The sequence below is a fragment of the Variovorax sp. WS11 genome (assembly GCF_010499245.1).
Taxonomy (GTDB): domain Bacteria; phylum Pseudomonadota; class Gammaproteobacteria; order Burkholderiales; family Burkholderiaceae_C; genus Variovorax.
The window spans coordinates 960,139-974,756 of record NZ_JAAGOW010000005.1; the positions used below are offsets into that span (position 1 = coordinate 960,139).

General features: G+C 61.0%; 12 protein-coding genes. 10 read left to right on the top strand and 2 right to left on the bottom strand.

The features are described from left to right. Window positions 1-5: 5 nt before the first annotated feature. Window positions 6-1,400 carry an MmgE/PrpD family protein gene (locus tag GXN78_RS39140; protein ID WP_106557953.1) on the top strand — a complete coding sequence of 465 codons (1,395 nt, stop codon included), beginning with the start codon at window positions 6-8 and terminating at the stop codon, window positions 1,398-1,400. Between the two features lie 485 nt (window positions 1,401-1,885). Here the strand turns inward: GXN78_RS39140 and GXN78_RS39145 are convergent, their stop codons facing one another. After that, window positions 1,886-2,851 carry a tripartite tricarboxylate transporter substrate binding protein gene (locus tag GXN78_RS39145; protein ID WP_164256338.1) on the bottom strand — a complete coding sequence of 322 codons (966 nt, stop codon included), beginning with the start codon at window positions 2,849-2,851 and terminating at the stop codon, window positions 1,886-1,888. A gap of 427 nt (window positions 2,852-3,278) precedes the next feature. Here GXN78_RS39145 and GXN78_RS39150 point away from each other — a divergent pair, with 427 nt between their 5' ends. From GXN78_RS39150 to GXN78_RS39165, 4 genes are all read left to right on the top strand, one after another. Then, on the top strand, window positions 3,279-4,259 hold the full coding sequence (locus tag GXN78_RS39150) for a tripartite tricarboxylate transporter substrate binding protein (protein ID WP_106557955.1): 981 nt from the start codon (window positions 3,279-3,281) through the stop codon (window positions 4,257-4,259). A gap of 14 nt (window positions 4,260-4,273) precedes the next feature. Then, a complete protein-coding gene (locus tag GXN78_RS39155) occupies window positions 4,274-4,984 on the top strand; it encodes a hypothetical protein (RefSeq protein WP_106557956.1) in 711 nt (236 codons plus the stop codon). Window positions 4,985-5,023: 39 nt separating this feature from the next. Then, complete coding sequence (locus GXN78_RS39160; RefSeq protein ID WP_106557957.1) at window positions 5,024-6,607, top strand: ATP-dependent acyl-CoA ligase; 1,584 nt, start codon at window positions 5,024-5,026, stop codon at window positions 6,605-6,607. Window positions 6,608-6,737: 130 nt separating this feature from the next. Further along, entirely contained in the window at window positions 6,738-7,052 is a 315-nt protein-coding gene (locus GXN78_RS39165; RefSeq protein WP_106557958.1) for a YciI family protein, read from the top strand. 377 nt (window positions 7,053-7,429) lie between these two features. Here GXN78_RS39165 and GXN78_RS39170 read toward each other — a convergent pair whose 3' ends face one another. Continuing rightward, window positions 7,430-8,032, bottom strand: a complete 603-nt coding sequence (locus GXN78_RS39170; RefSeq protein ID WP_164256340.1) for a TetR/AcrR family transcriptional regulator — start codon at window positions 8,030-8,032, stop codon at window positions 7,430-7,432. Window positions 8,033-8,387: 355 nt separating this feature from the next. Between GXN78_RS39170 and GXN78_RS39175 the strand changes: the two genes are divergently transcribed. The 5 genes from GXN78_RS39175 to GXN78_RS39195 all read left to right on the top strand — a co-directional run bounded on the left by GXN78_RS39175 (window position 8,388) and on the right by GXN78_RS39195 (window position 14,583). Next, on the top strand, window positions 8,388-10,025 hold the full coding sequence (locus GXN78_RS39175) for an NAD(P)/FAD-dependent oxidoreductase (RefSeq protein WP_106557959.1): 1,638 nt from the start codon (window positions 8,388-8,390) through the stop codon (window positions 10,023-10,025). Between the two features lie 351 nt (window positions 10,026-10,376). Then, window positions 10,377-11,348 (top strand): tripartite tricarboxylate transporter substrate binding protein, encoded by a 972-nt coding sequence (locus tag GXN78_RS39180; protein WP_164256342.1) that lies wholly within the window; start codon window positions 10,377-10,379, stop codon window positions 11,346-11,348. A gap of 13 nt (window positions 11,349-11,361) precedes the next feature. Next, entirely contained in the window at window positions 11,362-12,849 is a 1,488-nt protein-coding gene (locus GXN78_RS39185) for an aldehyde dehydrogenase (RefSeq protein ID WP_106557961.1), read from the top strand. Between the two features lie 14 nt (window positions 12,850-12,863). Further along, the gene (locus GXN78_RS39190) at window positions 12,864-13,628 is read left to right on the top strand and encodes an SDR family NAD(P)-dependent oxidoreductase (protein WP_106557962.1); all 765 of its coding nucleotides are present in this window, start codon (window positions 12,864-12,866) and stop codon (window positions 13,626-13,628) included. A 157-nt stretch (window positions 13,629-13,785) separates the two neighbouring features. Continuing rightward, window positions 13,786-14,583 carry a carboxymuconolactone decarboxylase family protein gene (locus GXN78_RS39195; RefSeq protein WP_106557963.1) on the top strand — a complete coding sequence of 266 codons (798 nt, stop codon included), beginning with the start codon at window positions 13,786-13,788 and terminating at the stop codon, window positions 14,581-14,583. Window positions 14,584-14,618: the final 35 nt, after the last annotated feature.

The window sequence follows — 14,618 nt, forward strand, 5'->3', positions numbered from 1 at the left end:
GAACGATGGACGCGATTTTCGACATCAGCAAGACCCTGGCAAACATCCGTTTCGACCAGCTCTCGCCCGCTGCGGTCCGGATGACCAAGAACAGCATCCTGGACACGCTGGGCGTGACGCTGGCCGGCAGCACCATCGGCGCGGGTTGCAAGGAGGTGGTGGAACTGGTGACGGACTGCGGCGGCAAGCCGGAAAGCTCGATCCTCGGGCTGGGCGGCCGCGTGCCCGCCCCCATGGCTGCGTTTGCAAACGGCGCGATGAGCCATTCGCTCGATTTCGACGATATCGACGATGTTGCCGCGGTGCATCCCGGCGTCGCTACCGTGCCCGCCGGCTTCGCCATGGCGGAACGCATCGGCAAGGTCCCGGGCAAGGACTTCATCACGGCGATCTGTATGGGCGCGGATCTGTTGCTCCGGCTCGGGTACGCCGGACGCAGGGGGCAGGGCGGCTTCCGCTGGCTGCCCGGCCAGATCTACGGCGGCTTCGCCGCCACGGCGACCTGCGGCAAGCTGCTGCACTTCGACGAGAGCCAGCTGGTCGACGCGTTCGGCATCGCGCTGATGCAAGCCTGCGGCAGCTATGAACCGATCCGCGGCACCGGCTCCGTCATCCGGGGGCTTTGGCCGGCGTTCACCTCGCAGGCGGGCGTGCTGTCGTCCCTGATGGCCCAGCGAGGCATTAGCGGCAGCAAGAACAGCCTGGAGGGACAGGCGGCCCTGTTCCAGGCCTACCTCGGCGGCGAGTACGACCGGCACTACCTCGTCGATGGTCTCGGTGAGCACTTCTTCATCGCCGATTCCGGATTCAAGCCCTGGCCCTGCTCGGGCATTAATAAGCCGTACATCGAGGCGACCCTGAATCTGGTGCGCGACCACAGGCTCCGTCCGCAGGACATCGAGGACATCGAGGTGACCGTCGCCGACATGGGCCAGCTGCTGTGCGAGCCGCTGGCGGAGCGCCAAAACCCGAAGACGCCCATGGATGCCAAGTGGAGCATCCCGTTCGCCGTCGCGGTCGCCGCCCTGCGCGGCACGGTGAAGATCGCCGACTTCACGCCGGCCGGCATCCAAGACCCCGACGTCCTGCGGCTGGCGCGGAAGGTGAAGCCGCGGTTCGACGCCAGCCTAGCTCCCGCGGGCGGGGGTTGGACTGGCGTACCTCCGGGGGTCGTCGAAATCCGGACCACCAGCGGCGAGCGCCATGCCTGCCGCGTGGACGTCGCACTCGGCTACGGCGTGAATCCGATGACGCTGGAGCACCACGTCGAGAAGTTCAGGGACTGCGCGTCGTACTCGGCCAAGCCGCTCTCCGCCGCGACGGTCGATGCCGTGATCGGCATGGTCCACCGCCTGGAGGAACTGGACGACGTGGGCGAAGTCGTCCGCCTGCTGTCCTGAGGAAAGAGGGCGCGCCCCCTGCAGTCGGCCTTGATGCCCGCGTCCGCGGTCACTTTGCCGCAGCGCGTAGCTGAATATGCGCTCCTCAACGCTGGAAGCGATCTGCATCCAGGTGAGGGAGCACTCGAAAAGCGGCGACGCCTTGCATGGCCACTTGAGTTCTGGACTTGCACAGGGGACGCTCTGTCTCAAGACGTTTCCTGTCTCCGCCCGCTACGAAAGACCTTGCATGCAGCTTGCCCGTGGATGGGCCCTCGTAATCATTGCTCGTATGTCGAGGCGGCGCCTTGCGCAGGCGCAAGGACTCTGCCATTGGAAGCGCGAGTTGCGGGCACTGGACCCGTTGCAGGCACAGGAAACTGCGTCAGTACCAATCGGCTAGCTGCGACGCCCTCGGACCCACATCGCTGGGCTGCCACAATGCAGCCGATCTACCCCCGTTGGATCTAACGGCGCCAGCGACACGAGCCCTCCAGAGGCGACCACTATTGCGGCTGAATGCCAGCTTCCCTCACGACCTTTCCCCACTTTTCCAGTTCCTGCTGCTGGAATTTGGCGAACTCCGGTCTCGTCATTCGCATCGGTTCGCATGCGTTCGCCGCGAGAAATTTCTGTCCGTCAGGTTCGTCCAATGCGTGCAGCATTGCGTTTCGAAGCTTGTCGACGACCGACATCGGCGTACCTTCTTTTGCCCAGGCGCCGTACCAGAAAGTAAATTCATAGGCCTTGATGCCTGCCTCCTGGAGGGTCGGCACGTCCGGCCAGAGGCTGGCCATTCTCTTGCTGCCAGTCACTGCCAACGGCCGGAGGGCACCGCTGCGGATGTGCGGTGCGACCAGGTCCGGCGGTGGAAACAGGAGATCTACCTCCTCGCCCAGCTGGGCATTCAGCGCCGGGGCGAATGCCCTGTATGGAACCTCCAACATCTTCACACCAGAGAGTTGCTGAAACATGGCAGCCGCCAGTTGCGTGGCGCTGCTGCTGTAAGCAACTGTGAGCTTTCCAGGGTTCTTACGGCCATACTCAACGAGCTCGGCCACGTTGTGGAACCTCGACTTCGAATGAACGGTGACCACCACCGAGCCGCTGCAAAAGCCGGCGACCGGAATGAAGTCTTTGATGCTGTCGTAGGGCATCGACTTGAACAGCAGCTTGTTGAAAATGACCGGCGAATTCGACGAGATCAGCACGGTATGCCCGTCGGCCGGGGCGTTCAGCACGGCCTGGGAGCCGATGAAGGCATTGCCTCCAGGCTTGTTGTCGACGACGGCTGGTTGGCCAAGGTGCTTGCTCATTGTTGTGGCGATGGATCGCGCGATCATGTCTGCACCGGCCGCCGGACCGAAGGGCACTACGAAGGTAACCGGCTTGCTTGGAAAGGTCTGCGCTGCGAGAAGCGCTGGAAGCGCGACGGCTGCGCTGGCTATCAGCGAGGCGAATGAACGTTTCATAGCTTGTGTCTCCAAGATGATCGCGCGCGGACACGTCTGCATCCTGCGCGGCCGCTGCTAGAACGGCATTGATGGCGCAGACAATTGTACGCGCAAGTATGTCGTCTGTCATCTCAATAACCTGTGGCGCCGACATCCCGGCCATTCTTCTTGTCACGCTCTGTCACGCTCGCCAGCTCTTAAATTTCGCCAAAGGCGTCCACCCTTGACAAGCATTGCGCCGGGCGTATCATACGCAAAAGTATGTGCAAATACGTTCGGGCATTCAAGCGTTTGGCTTTCGATGGGGGGCCAGGACGCGCGGCATTCGTGACGGCCGATGGCCCAGCAAGCGTCGGCCAACGGATGCTCATCGGGCGGGGAGCGGGCTGGCTTTTCGGATCGACCCTGAGATGTTTTTCGCAGCAAACCGACGAAGGAGACATGCATGCGTCGACAATGGATCTCGAGAGGCCTGCTGCTGGCAGGCCTCCTCGCAACGGCGGCCTTGGCTGGCGCAGCTGAGCCTTATCCCTCGCGTCCCGTCAAGGTAATCGCCAATATGGCCGCCGGCGGGGGTACTGACACCATCGCGCGAATCTTTTCCGAGCAGATTTCCAGGCAGCTTGGGCAACCGGTTGTGGTTGAAAACCGCGCCGGTGCGGCCGGTCAGATCGGTACGGAACTGGCAGCGGTTGCACCTGCTGACGGTTACACGTTTCTCTTTGCTTCTTCGAGTCTCCTGAGCCTGCCCTACCTGCGGCCGACCAGATATGAGTTGCTGAAGGATTTCGAGCCGGTTGGGCAAGTAGGTATCGGCGGATTTGTCCTTGTAGTCAATCCGAAGCTGCCATTCAAGACACTTGCGGAGTTCATGACCGCTGTGAAAGCGAATCCCGGCAAATACACCTTCGGGTCACCCGGCATTGGATCTGCTGGTCACCTCGGGCTCTACCTCCTAAAGGCCAAGAGTGGCGTGGAAATGGTCCATGTGCCCTTCAAGAGTTCGACCGAGGTGGCGCAGGCGCTGATCTCGGGACAGATTGACTGTGCTGTCGATATCGTGCCCATCCAGAAAAGCTACATCGATGCGCAGTCGGTGCGTGCACTCGCCACGACGGGCCCTGCTCGAGATCCGTCGCTTCCCCAATTGCCGACCTTCAATGAGTCGAAGTTGGTTCCCGGTGGCTATGAACTGACGTTCTGGTATGGGATGTTCGCGCCGCGAGCGACGCCTCCTGCGGTCCTGAAGCGCGCACAAGAGGCGTTCGCGACTGTGTTGCAGGATCCTGCGGTGCAGGAGCGGGTCAAGGGATTCAGCGTCGTGCCTTCGCAATTCACGGCCGCCGACTTTCGGCGCAGCATCGCTGCGGAGACGGAGCAGTGGCGCAAGATCATCAAAGACAACAACATCACGCTCGACAACTGAGCAAGGAGAGCCACATGTCAGCAAGAATCTCTAGCCCCGAGGAGATCCGGCAGCGCTTGGCCGATCACTACGCGCAGCGCGGCTTCATTCTTCCCCAGCAAGGCATGATGGCCGTTGCAATGCCGGATTTCCAGGATGGCTACACCAAGCTGTATGCCGCCCTGACGCAACAGGAAAACCACTTCAGCGCCTACGAACGAGAGTTCGTCTGGATGGGCATCCTTTCCGCGGCAGGCGAGAGCGTCGGCACCCACCACGTCAAGCTTTTCCGGGATAACGGCGGCACGTCGAATCAGATGGAGGTGATCACGGGCCTGGTGGCTTTGGCGATGGGCACCCCGCGCTCCTTCGAGTTCATGCATCGGCATTGGCAGAAGCATTTCGCACCGATGAACGCCGTCGCGACCTACCGTGGCGCAATCTCGCGGCTAGTGAGCGATTCCGGTATCCCGTTGGATCTCGCCTGGTACCTCATGCTGGCAGTGCATACGACCTTTGGCCATCGGTGGGGCGTCGAGCAATCTCTTCACGCGTTGTACGACGCCGGTTCTCATGAAGGGAAGATGGCAGAAAGCATTTCACTGCCGTTCCTTGCCGCCGGGATCAACCGGCTTATCGACGCGAGCGAGATCTGGCTCGAAATGATCCGGTCAGGGCGGATCTCAGCATCGGAGCCGTTCTGTATCTGGGCCGAAACATCTCAGATCGGTGGACTGAAGATTTGACCCGAGTGTCCAGCAATAAACAGAGATCAAGACAGTCCTATGCAAACTGAATGGCTGCTACCCCCGCACGAGCGCACCGTGCCCGCGATCTTGCGCCGTCAGGAACAACTTTTTGGCCACAGGCCCTGCGTAACCATCTCGGGTGCAGCATGGCGGCATGGCGACCTGGCACGCGTGGCAGCGTGTCGCGCAGGGGCGCTGCGTGTTGCGGGCATCAAGCGCGGAGATCGCGTTGCGATCATGTGCTCGAATCGGTCGGAGTTGCTGGAAACCATCCTTGGGTGCAGCTGGATCGGTGCAATTGCCGTGCCCATCAACAGTGCATGCATGGGGCCGCAGATCGAGTACTTGTTGGCCGACAGCGATGCTCAGCTGTTGGTCATCGAATGCCAATTTGTGGAACGGCTTCAGGCGGTTGACGTCGCAAAGACGAGCCTCAAGGGGGTCTGGGAGGTGGGCTCCGCTCATGGCACCACGAGCTCGGAATGTTCGGCATTGCCCGCTCGCCGCTGGCCCGAACCCGCAGAACCCATTGAAGCGGCGCCTGTCCTCCCGTCGGACGTCTTCGCGGTGCTGTACACGTCCGGGACTACAGGTCCATCCAAGGGCGTCCTGTGCTCACATGCTCATTATTACTGGTGGGGTGCGAATACCGCGGACATCCTAGGTCACACGCAAGACGATGTCCTGTGTACGACTCTTCCGCTTTTTCACATCAATGCCCTGCACATGTTCCTTCAGGCCGCGATTGTGGGATGCGAGGCGCACTACCTTGGAAAGTTCTCCGCTTCCGGCTTCTGGCCGGCAATGGTGGCTACCAAAGCAACCGTCATCTATCTGCTGGGCGCCATGGTGCCGTTCCTGCTCGCACAGCCTCAAACGGCGCAAGAAAGAAACCACAACGTTCGTATCGGCCTCGGCCCGGGCGTGCCTGAAGCGGCAGGCAAAGCGTTCCTCGAGCGGACCGGCGTTCTCATGCTCGAAGGCTACGGTGCGACCGAAAGCAACTTCGTGATCGCGGCATCGCGCGATGCGCCGCCCCGTGGAGTTATGGGCTGGGTTCGCCCAGGTTTCGATGCCCGAGTGGTCGACGAACACGACAATCCGGTTCCGGAAGGCCAGGCCGGCGAACTCGTCCTCCGCGCTGATGAACCGTTCGCGTTTGCTTCCGGGTATCTCGGCAAGCCCGACAAGACCGTCGAAGCCTGGCGCAACCTGTGGTTCCACACCGGTGACCGGGTCGTTCGCGAAGCGGACGGGGCGTTCCGGTTCATTGATCGCATCAAAGACGCCATAAGAAGGCGCGGCGAGAACATCTCCTCCTGGGAGGTCGAGCAAGTGCTGCTCAGCCATCCTGGCATTGCTGCGTGCGCTGTTTACCCTGTTCGTTCCGAGCATGCGGAGGATGAGGTGATGGCCGCGGTCGTCGGCAAGACGGGGCATTCCCCCGATCCGCGGCAAATCGCTACATTCTGTGAGTCGCGGCTGCAGAAGTTCGCCGTCCCGCGCTTCATCGATATCGTTGCGGAGCTTCCCCGGACGGAGAACGGCAAGGTGCAGAAGTACATCTTGCGGGAACGAGGGATTCCCGCTGGGTGCTGGGACTTGACACTGAAAGCGTAGAAGCGCGGGTGCTTTCTAGTTCAAACGAGCAAGGCGGGTACACCTGAGTCGGCCAGTGCACTGGGGTTGCGACGAGGGGTACCCAAGCACAAGATGCATGCTGCGCTAATTTTTCTCTCTTGGAGTTCAAATGATCTACACATTCATCCTTCTGGACAAAGCCAACGCCCAGGATCTGCGGCGCAATCTCAAGGCAGATCACAGGACCTACATCACCAAGGTCGCAGATCGGATCGCCTTCGCGGGAAGATTGGTGGGAGATGACGGTAGAACGAAGATCGGAAGCTTGATTGCCATCGACTTTCCCAGTCGTGAGGCCGCAACCGAGTGGCTTCAGAACGAGCCCTTCACACGCGAGGGTTTGTACGCGTCCATTCAGATACAAGCCTTTGTAAACCTCTGGCCGCAGAAAGCTGGTTTCCCACCTCCGCTATCGAGCGAGTGACGGACACGAATCACTGCCAAGCGGCGGGCCCTTGACCGGCGCGGCAGCCCGCGAAAGTGCAAGAGTCGGGTCGCATCGTCCAGCGGTGAATGTGGGTATCGTGATCGGCGACAGCGCAGGTATCGGCCAGTTTGAGTTCCGGCGCCACATTGCGCATTTTCGAGACGGTGCGCGACCGCATCGATGCGCAAGGGGGAGGGGACGTCGACCCTCTGACGGAATAGCTCGGGTAGTCCACCAATGGCGGCCGCTTAACTAGCCACCTGCCGCGGGCGAGGAACTACGACCAGGATGTTGTGGCCCGGCTCGCCAAATCCGTCTCGAGGCTTGCCGGACAGAAATCGGCAGGGCAGAGATGAAGGACGCACACAACACTGTTATGAACTCGGCGCCGACTCCGGCACGCCGACCATCCGAAGCACTACACCAGCGTAGTAGTCGGCAATGTTCTCGCGAGAAAGCCGACGGTCGCTTCGCCACCAGGAATAAGTGTAGGAGATCATCCCGGAGATGGCACGGGCGGTGGTGCGCACATCCTCAACCAGAAACTGCCCTTTGGAAACGCCCTCGCGGATGATCAAGGCCACCAGATCGTCCATCTTCCGCCGCTCAAGCGCAACTGTCTCTCTCGCCCTAAGCGAGAGAGAGCGCTCCTCGCGCCAGATGACGCCAACGACCCTCTGATTGTCGACGACCCACGAGGCGTACAAGCGCGCGAACGCAGCAAGCTTGGCGCGTGGGTCGCTGCCTTGGTCGATGGCCTTTCGGATGACCTCCTGCGCCTCACTGAGCGCGCGCTTGAATATCTCCTCGAGGATGGAGTGTTTGTCGTCGAAGTAGTAGTAGACGATCGCTTTCGTGCCGGAGAGCCTCTCCGCGATCATGTCCACGGTGCAGTCGTGGTAGCCGTGATCAAAGAATGCCTCGGAAGCGGCGCGCACGATCAGGTCCTTCCGGTATGCAGTCACTTCGTCCCGCATGCTACCTCGTGCTCCGGTCTTCTCACGCGTAGCTCCACCTGCAGCGCGCGGTGCGCGAGCCCGTGCGGATGAAGCGCCGGCGCGGGGGCTGGTATTTGCTTGTCGAGGCATGGTGGGGGACAACTTGGGTCGAATGATGGCTGCAATTCTACCGGTCAAGGCTTGAAACGAACGGCCGCGTTGCAAATCCTGTTGCCTAGAACGACCACCTGCGCAGGCAGGCGACGACGCCTCCTTGCTCACGTCTCCCGGCCGTGCAGGCTCATCTGCACCGAAGACATCGCCGCTTCTTGACATCCAACATACGCGTACGTATATTCTCAGTACCGAACAGTTTGTAAAGAGGACTTGGCACATGTCGCACCACGCTGATATTCCACACCACGAAGTTGTCGTCATTGGCGCCGGGATCACGGGCATCTATCAAGTCCATGCGCTGTTGAAGCTCGGGATGGACGTGAAGGGGTACGAAGCCGGCTCCGATGTTGGCGGCACGTGGTACTGGAACCGTTATCCGGGCTGTCGCCTCGATACGGAAAGCTATGCCTACGGATACTTCGGCCTCAATGGCATCCTTCCGGAGTGGGAATGGAAAGAGCGGTTTGCGAGTCAGCCGGAGCTCCTGAAGTACGCGGGGCACGCGGCTGACGCAATGGGCGTTCGCCCCCACTACCAGTTCAACACGCGGGTGCTCAGTGCCCACTATGACGAGGGTTCGAACACCTGGAGGCTGGAACTGGACGACGGTACCCAAGCGAGCTGTACGTTCCTGATCTCCGCCGTCGGTCCTCTTTCGGCGACCCGAATGCCCGGCATCCCTGGAGCCGAAAGTTTTCGCGGTGAATCCTTCCACTCTTCACGGTGGCCGCGGGATGACAACGGAAGGCCCGCTGGGGTCGACTTCAGCGGGAAGCGGGTCGGCGTGATCGGCACGGGTGCCACGGGGGTGCAGATCATCCCGATCGTCGCCGAGACCGCCGCAAAGCTGCACGTCTTCCAACGCACGCCCAACTGGTGCATCCCGCTCGGCAACAGCCCTCTGACGCCCGAGTCGATGCGGCAGCTGCGTGGCGATCCCGCGAGCTTCATGGAGTTCCTCAAGACCACGGAGACCGCATTTCCATACCGGCGGGGCAGCAAGAAGGCGGTCGAAGTGACGGCAGAGGAGCGGCAAGCCTTCTTCGAGTCGCTCTATGCGATGCCCGGCTACGCGCTGTGGCTATCCAGCTACCGTGACCTGTTGACCAACAAGGTCTCCAATGACTACATCGCAGAGTTCGTCGCCAACAAGATCCGCGAGAGGGTCAAGGATCCCGCTCTCGCTGAGAAGCTGATCCCGAAGAATCATGCGTTCGGGACTCGTCGAGTTCCCATGGAAACGAACTACTACGAGGTCTACAACCAGGACAACGTCGAGCTCATTGACATCAGCCAGACGCCAATGGATCGCATCACGCCGGAGGGAGTTCAGGTCGGCGGCCGCCAGATCGACCTGGACGTGCTGGTCTACGCCACTGGCTTCGATGGCGTGACGGGCGCCCTGGACCGCATCGACATCCGAGGCCGCGGTGGTGTTGCTTTGAAGACCGCCTGGGATGATGGACCTGTCACTTACCTTGGCCTCCAAACGAGGGGCTTCCCGAACTTCTTTACGCTGGTTGGCGCCCACAACGGTGCTTCCTTCTGCAACATCGGGGTCTGCAGCGCGCTGCAGGTGGAGTGGGTCACCCAGATGTTTGCGTACATGCGGGAACGAGGCCTGACCTCCAGTGAGCCCGCCGCCGACTACCAGGACCAGTGGACCCAGCATGTCTACGAGGTCTATGCCAAGACATTGCTGGTCGAGAGCGATGCATGGTGGGTCAAGACCACGCGAAATGCAGACGGGTCCACCACGCGCCGGGCGTTGATCTACGTGGGTGGAGCTCCCGAGTACCGCGAGCGATGCGCGAATGTTGCGGCAAAGGGCTACGAAGGTTTTGTGCTGGCCTGAGTCTTCCTCTCAATCTACATGTTCGAGTGAGTTCGAGTGATGAACTGAACGCTGACATGGAACGACACACCCTCATTTGCGACGCGGCCCTCGCGGTCATCCTCATGGCGGCGCGATTGACGGTCAGCGAGCTGCCGTGATCCAGCTGCATCTCAACACGTCGCCTGCGCCGTGCGCACCAGGCGCCTGACTTGGCCAAGGTGTGGCCATGCTCTTGGAGAGGTTGGATGCATCAAGGATGCCGCGCGAGATTCTTTGCTGCTTGAGCTTCTGAAAACCCTGGTTGGTGCGGACCAAGCGAATCGATGAGCTTGTAGCCGCCGGTCATCGAATATGAACAAAGGAGACAATGTGAGAACGATTTCCAAACTGGTTGCCCTGGTGATCCTGGGTGCGAGCGCACTGAGTGTGGCAGCGCAAACGGCCACCTGGCCCAACCGCCCCGTGCGTTTGATCGTTTCGTACGCAGCCGGTGGCAGTGCTGACAGTCTGGCGCGCTATGTCGCCTTGAAGCTTTCCGATCGTTGGGGCCAACCTGTGACCGTGGACAACAAGCCAGGCGGCAACACGATCATCTCGGCCATGGAGGCGGTGCGTGCGCCACCGGACGGGTACACCTTGTACCAAGTGATCAATCAGACCTTGACCTTGAATCCCTACGCATCGTCGAAATTGCCTTACGACCCGCTGCGGGACTTCACACCAATCGCCCAGCTGACGAACGTACCGATGATCTGGGTCGGAAGTGACAAGCTGCCCGCGAAGACGATGCAAGAGTTCGTTGCCTTTTCCAAGGCGCATCCGGACGAGGTAACGGTCGGCCACGCCGCCTTGATTTCGCAGGTCGCGATAGAGCAGCTAGCCCGCGAGCAAGGTTTGAAGTTCCGGCTAGTTCCTTACAAGAGCGGCGTCGACGTCACAAAAGCCCTGCTATCGGGCGATATCGACGCAGGCTTCGACGGCCCCGCGGTGTATCCATCGCACATCAAAGCGGGCAAGGTGCGCGGACTTGCTACTACTGGCTCGAGGCGACTTGAAGCGTTTGGAGGCGCAGTACCGTCCATGACGGATACAGGCCTGCAGAAGAAAGAGGTGCCCATCTGGTATGCCTTCATCGCGCCTGCCAAGTTGCCCGACGCGATTCGTAACAAGATTGCTGCAGACCTGAAGGAAGTCATGGCGTTGCCTGACGTGCGCGCCAGGCTGTCAGAGATCGGCATGCAGTCGAACTGGGCCGGACCGGATGAACTGGTCAAGCTCATTAATAGCGAGTCCGCCGTTCTGGGCCCGCTTGTGAAGGAATTGGGAATCAAGATCGACTGATCAGGCGGCGCAAATGAAGACATATCAGCATTGGATCAATGGTGCCCATGTGACCCCTTCGAGCTCTCAATGGCTCGAAACTGTAGATCCCTATCAAGGTGCCGCATGGGCGCGGATTGCGCGCGGCAACGCGGAGGATGCCAATCTTGCAGTCGCCGCCGCCCGCGACGCAATGTATAAGGGCCCCTGGAGCACCATGACGGCTTCGCAACGCGGCAAAGTCTTGCGCCGCATTGGCGATCTGCTGTCCGATTCACGCAATGCGCAACGCCTGGCCGAGATCGAGTCGCGCGACAACGGGAAGATCCTGGCGGAAATGCAGGGCCAACTGAAGTACATCCCTGAGTTTTGGTACTACTACGCAGGCTTGGCAGACAAAGTAGAAGGTACTGTGATTCCGGTCGACAAGGCCGACATGCTGGCGATGACACTGCGCGAACCCGTGGGAGTCGTTGCCGCTATCACCGCTTGGAACTCACCGCTCCAATTCTTTGCTTTGAAATGCGCGCCGGCGCTTGCGGCTGGCTGCGCCGTCGTGCTGAAACCCTCGGAGTTTGCATCCGCCAGTTCGCTGGAGTTCGCCGCTTTGACGCAGGAGGCCGGCCTGCCGGCGGGGGTGATCAATGTGGTCACCGGACTTGGGCAGGAAATCGGCACCCCGCTCGTCGAACACCCCGACGTCGCCAAGATCACCTTCACCGGCTCCGACAGGACAGGCGCGAAGGTTTATGAGGCTGCGGCACGCGGCATGAAGCGAGTTGGGATGGAGCTAGGGGGGAAGTCGCCGAACATTGTGTTCGCGGATGCTGACCTCGACCAGGCTTGCGTCGGAGTCGTGGCAGGGATCTTCGGCGCCGCAGGACAGATGTGCACCGCAGGCTCGAGACTGCTCGTGCAGAACTCGATTCGGCAGAAGTTTACCGAGCGTCTGATCGAAATGGCCCGGAAGCTGAGACTCGGAGACCCCCTGAGCGCGGACACGGAGATCGGTCCAATCTCGAATCCGCCGCAGTATGAGAAGGTATTGCGTTACATCGAGGCGGCCAAGTCCGAAGGGGCGCGATGCGTATTGGGAGGCGCCCCAGCGACTGGGCAGGGGCTCAAAGGGGGATTGTTCGTGCAGCCGACGATCTTCGCTGATGTCACGAATCAGATGCGTATCGCGCAGGAAGAAGTGTTCGGTCCTGTGCTTTCGATCATCGGATTCGAGAGTGAGCAAGACGCCATCGATATTGGCAATGACGTGATCTACGGACTGGCGGCAGGTGTGTGGACGCAGGACATCGGCCGTGCCATACGCATGTCTAAAGCCTTGCGTGCAGGGTTGGTGTGGGTCAACACCTACCGGGCCTACAGCTGCATGGTGCCGCTAGGCGGGATGAAGCAATCCGGGCTCGGTCGTGAAAGCGGCATCGAAGCCATTCATGAGTTTCTCGAAACCAAGAGCGTGATGATCTCTGCGGCCGCGGCCGCTCCGGCAAACCCGTTCCTGCAGCGATAAAGAAGGATCCAGTCATGGTGGAAAGCATTTCAGAATCGACGGTCACCCCGCTTCAGCCCGCCACAAATCTGTTGCAGGGTCGTCGCATCGTCATCGTTGGGGCGGCCTCCGGGATCGGGCGGGCTACCGCGCAGTTGTTCTCACGTGAGGGAGCATCTCTGGCGCTTTTTGACGTGGACGTGAGCGGCCTGACGCAGTGCGCTTGTGAGACGGGCGGTCACGGCTTCCAGGTGGACATCACCAAAGAAGAGGAAGTTGTCAACGCGGTGGAGCGAGCAGGCGCCGCCTTGGGTGGTATCGACGGGGTTGTGAATGCCGCAGGCATCATGCCTTTTGCCTCCATTCTCGAGACGCCCGTTGCCGATTGGCGACGCACGCTGGACGTGAACCTCACGGGAACGTATCTCGTTATCAGAAGCTGCCTGCCGTGGATGCAGAAGGAGTCGGCAGCAACGATCGTCAATATTGCTTCGGCCGCAGGCCTCCTCCCAAACGCGCCAGGCCTCACCGCATACGCTGCTTCGAAGGGCGCCGTGGTCAACCTCGGGCGGGCGTTGGCCGCGGAGCTGGCACCGAAGATTCGAGCCAATACGGTCTGTCCGGGGCTGGTGGATACCCCGATGGGCGACAAGCACCGGGCCAACGTCGGAAACTACGCACTGAAGAGAATGGCCGAGCCGGTCGAAATCGCCCAAGCCATCCTGTTTCTCACGGGTGCTGGGTCTTCCTACATCACGGGTGTAGCCCTCGCCGCCGATGGGGGGCGGTCATTCCACTGAACGTCGCGGCCGATTTCGGCAAGAGCAGGGCGCGCATGAATTTCGGTTCGCGGGGTGCTGTACCGATCCCGCCGGCGGAGGCGCGTCTCCCGGCCGCCATGTCGGGCTTTGTGAGACGAGTGACCTTTTCACGAACATCTGAAACCAGGAGAAAACCATGTCCTTCATCGCTGATCCTCATCTCTACCAGCTGGGAGCGCAACTGCGCTCGGAGGTCCAGGGACCCGAGCGCCTTTCGCAGGCGCTGCGAGACGAGGATGACCTTGAGGAGTTCTATCATTTGTTCGGCCATGAGTGCTGCTACGCGCAGGTATGGGCACGTGAGGGTCTGTCGCGCGTGGAGCGGGCGCTGGCGACGTTCTCGATGATCGCCACCTTGGGGCCCAGCAGCGGAACCCTGGCCGTACATGTGCGGGGCGCGACCCGAAGTGGCTGTTCGCGTGCCCAACTACGCCAGGTGCTCGCGATGGTGACCTGGTACGCAGGCGTGCCGGTGGGCCAGCAAGCCACTGCGACTGTTCGGGCCGCCTTGAAAGGTGTTCCTGAAGCCGAGGCACGACAAACCCAGGCCGCCACACCTACCAGCACCAACGCAGATCTGGTCGCGCAAGGCCGAGAGCTGCGCCGTCGCATCCTTGGAGATTCAAACTCCGAACCAGGGGCCACAGACGTTCACAAGGCGCACGAGCGGATGCTTGACAGTCACTACTTTGGCGTACTTTGGAGCAACTCAGACCTGAGCCTGAAACACCGGTGCCTGGTGCTTCTCGGAGTCATGTGCGGTTCCAACCGCTTGCATGACGCGGAGATCTGGTTTGGCGCGGCATTGCGCCTCGGATACCAGCCGCACGAACTGGAAGAGGTCATCCTCGCCGCCGGTGCGTACTGCGGAGAGCTGACCTACTCGCGCGCGCGACAAGCTCTTACTGCGGCGATTGCGGCCCAGGCGACCTGACACCCCCGTTCACTTTGGCTGAAGCCTTGCGGCTC

Bases quoted from the DNA above. Each gene is read 5' to 3' on its own strand.
- GXN78_RS39140 (WP_106557953.1), top strand. From the start codon at position 6: ATGGACGCGATTTTCGACATCAGCAAGACCCTGGCAAACATCCGTTTC.
- GXN78_RS39145 (WP_164256338.1), bottom strand. From the start codon at position 2,851: ATGAAACGTTCATTCGCCTCGCTGATAGCCAGCGCAGCCGTCGCGCTT.
- GXN78_RS39150 (WP_106557955.1), top strand. From the start codon at position 3,279: ATGCGTCGACAATGGATCTCGAGAGGCCTGCTGCTGGCAGGCCTCCTC.
- GXN78_RS39155 (WP_106557956.1), top strand. From the start codon at position 4,274: ATGTCAGCAAGAATCTCTAGCCCCGAGGAGATCCGGCAGCGCTTGGCC.
- GXN78_RS39160 (WP_106557957.1), top strand. From the start codon at position 5,024: ATGCAAACTGAATGGCTGCTACCCCCGCACGAGCGCACCGTGCCCGCG.
- GXN78_RS39165 (WP_106557958.1), top strand. From the start codon at position 6,738: ATGATCTACACATTCATCCTTCTGGACAAAGCCAACGCCCAGGATCTG.
- GXN78_RS39170 (WP_164256340.1), bottom strand. From the start codon at position 8,032: ATGCGGGACGAAGTGACTGCATACCGGAAGGACCTGATCGTGCGCGCC.
- GXN78_RS39175 (WP_106557959.1), top strand. From the start codon at position 8,388: ATGTCGCACCACGCTGATATTCCACACCACGAAGTTGTCGTCATTGGC.
- GXN78_RS39185 (WP_106557961.1), top strand. From the start codon at position 11,362: ATGAAGACATATCAGCATTGGATCAATGGTGCCCATGTGACCCCTTCG.
- GXN78_RS39190 (WP_106557962.1), top strand. From the start codon at position 12,864: ATGGTGGAAAGCATTTCAGAATCGACGGTCACCCCGCTTCAGCCCGCC.
- GXN78_RS39195 (WP_106557963.1), top strand. From the start codon at position 13,786: ATGTCCTTCATCGCTGATCCTCATCTCTACCAGCTGGGAGCGCAACTG.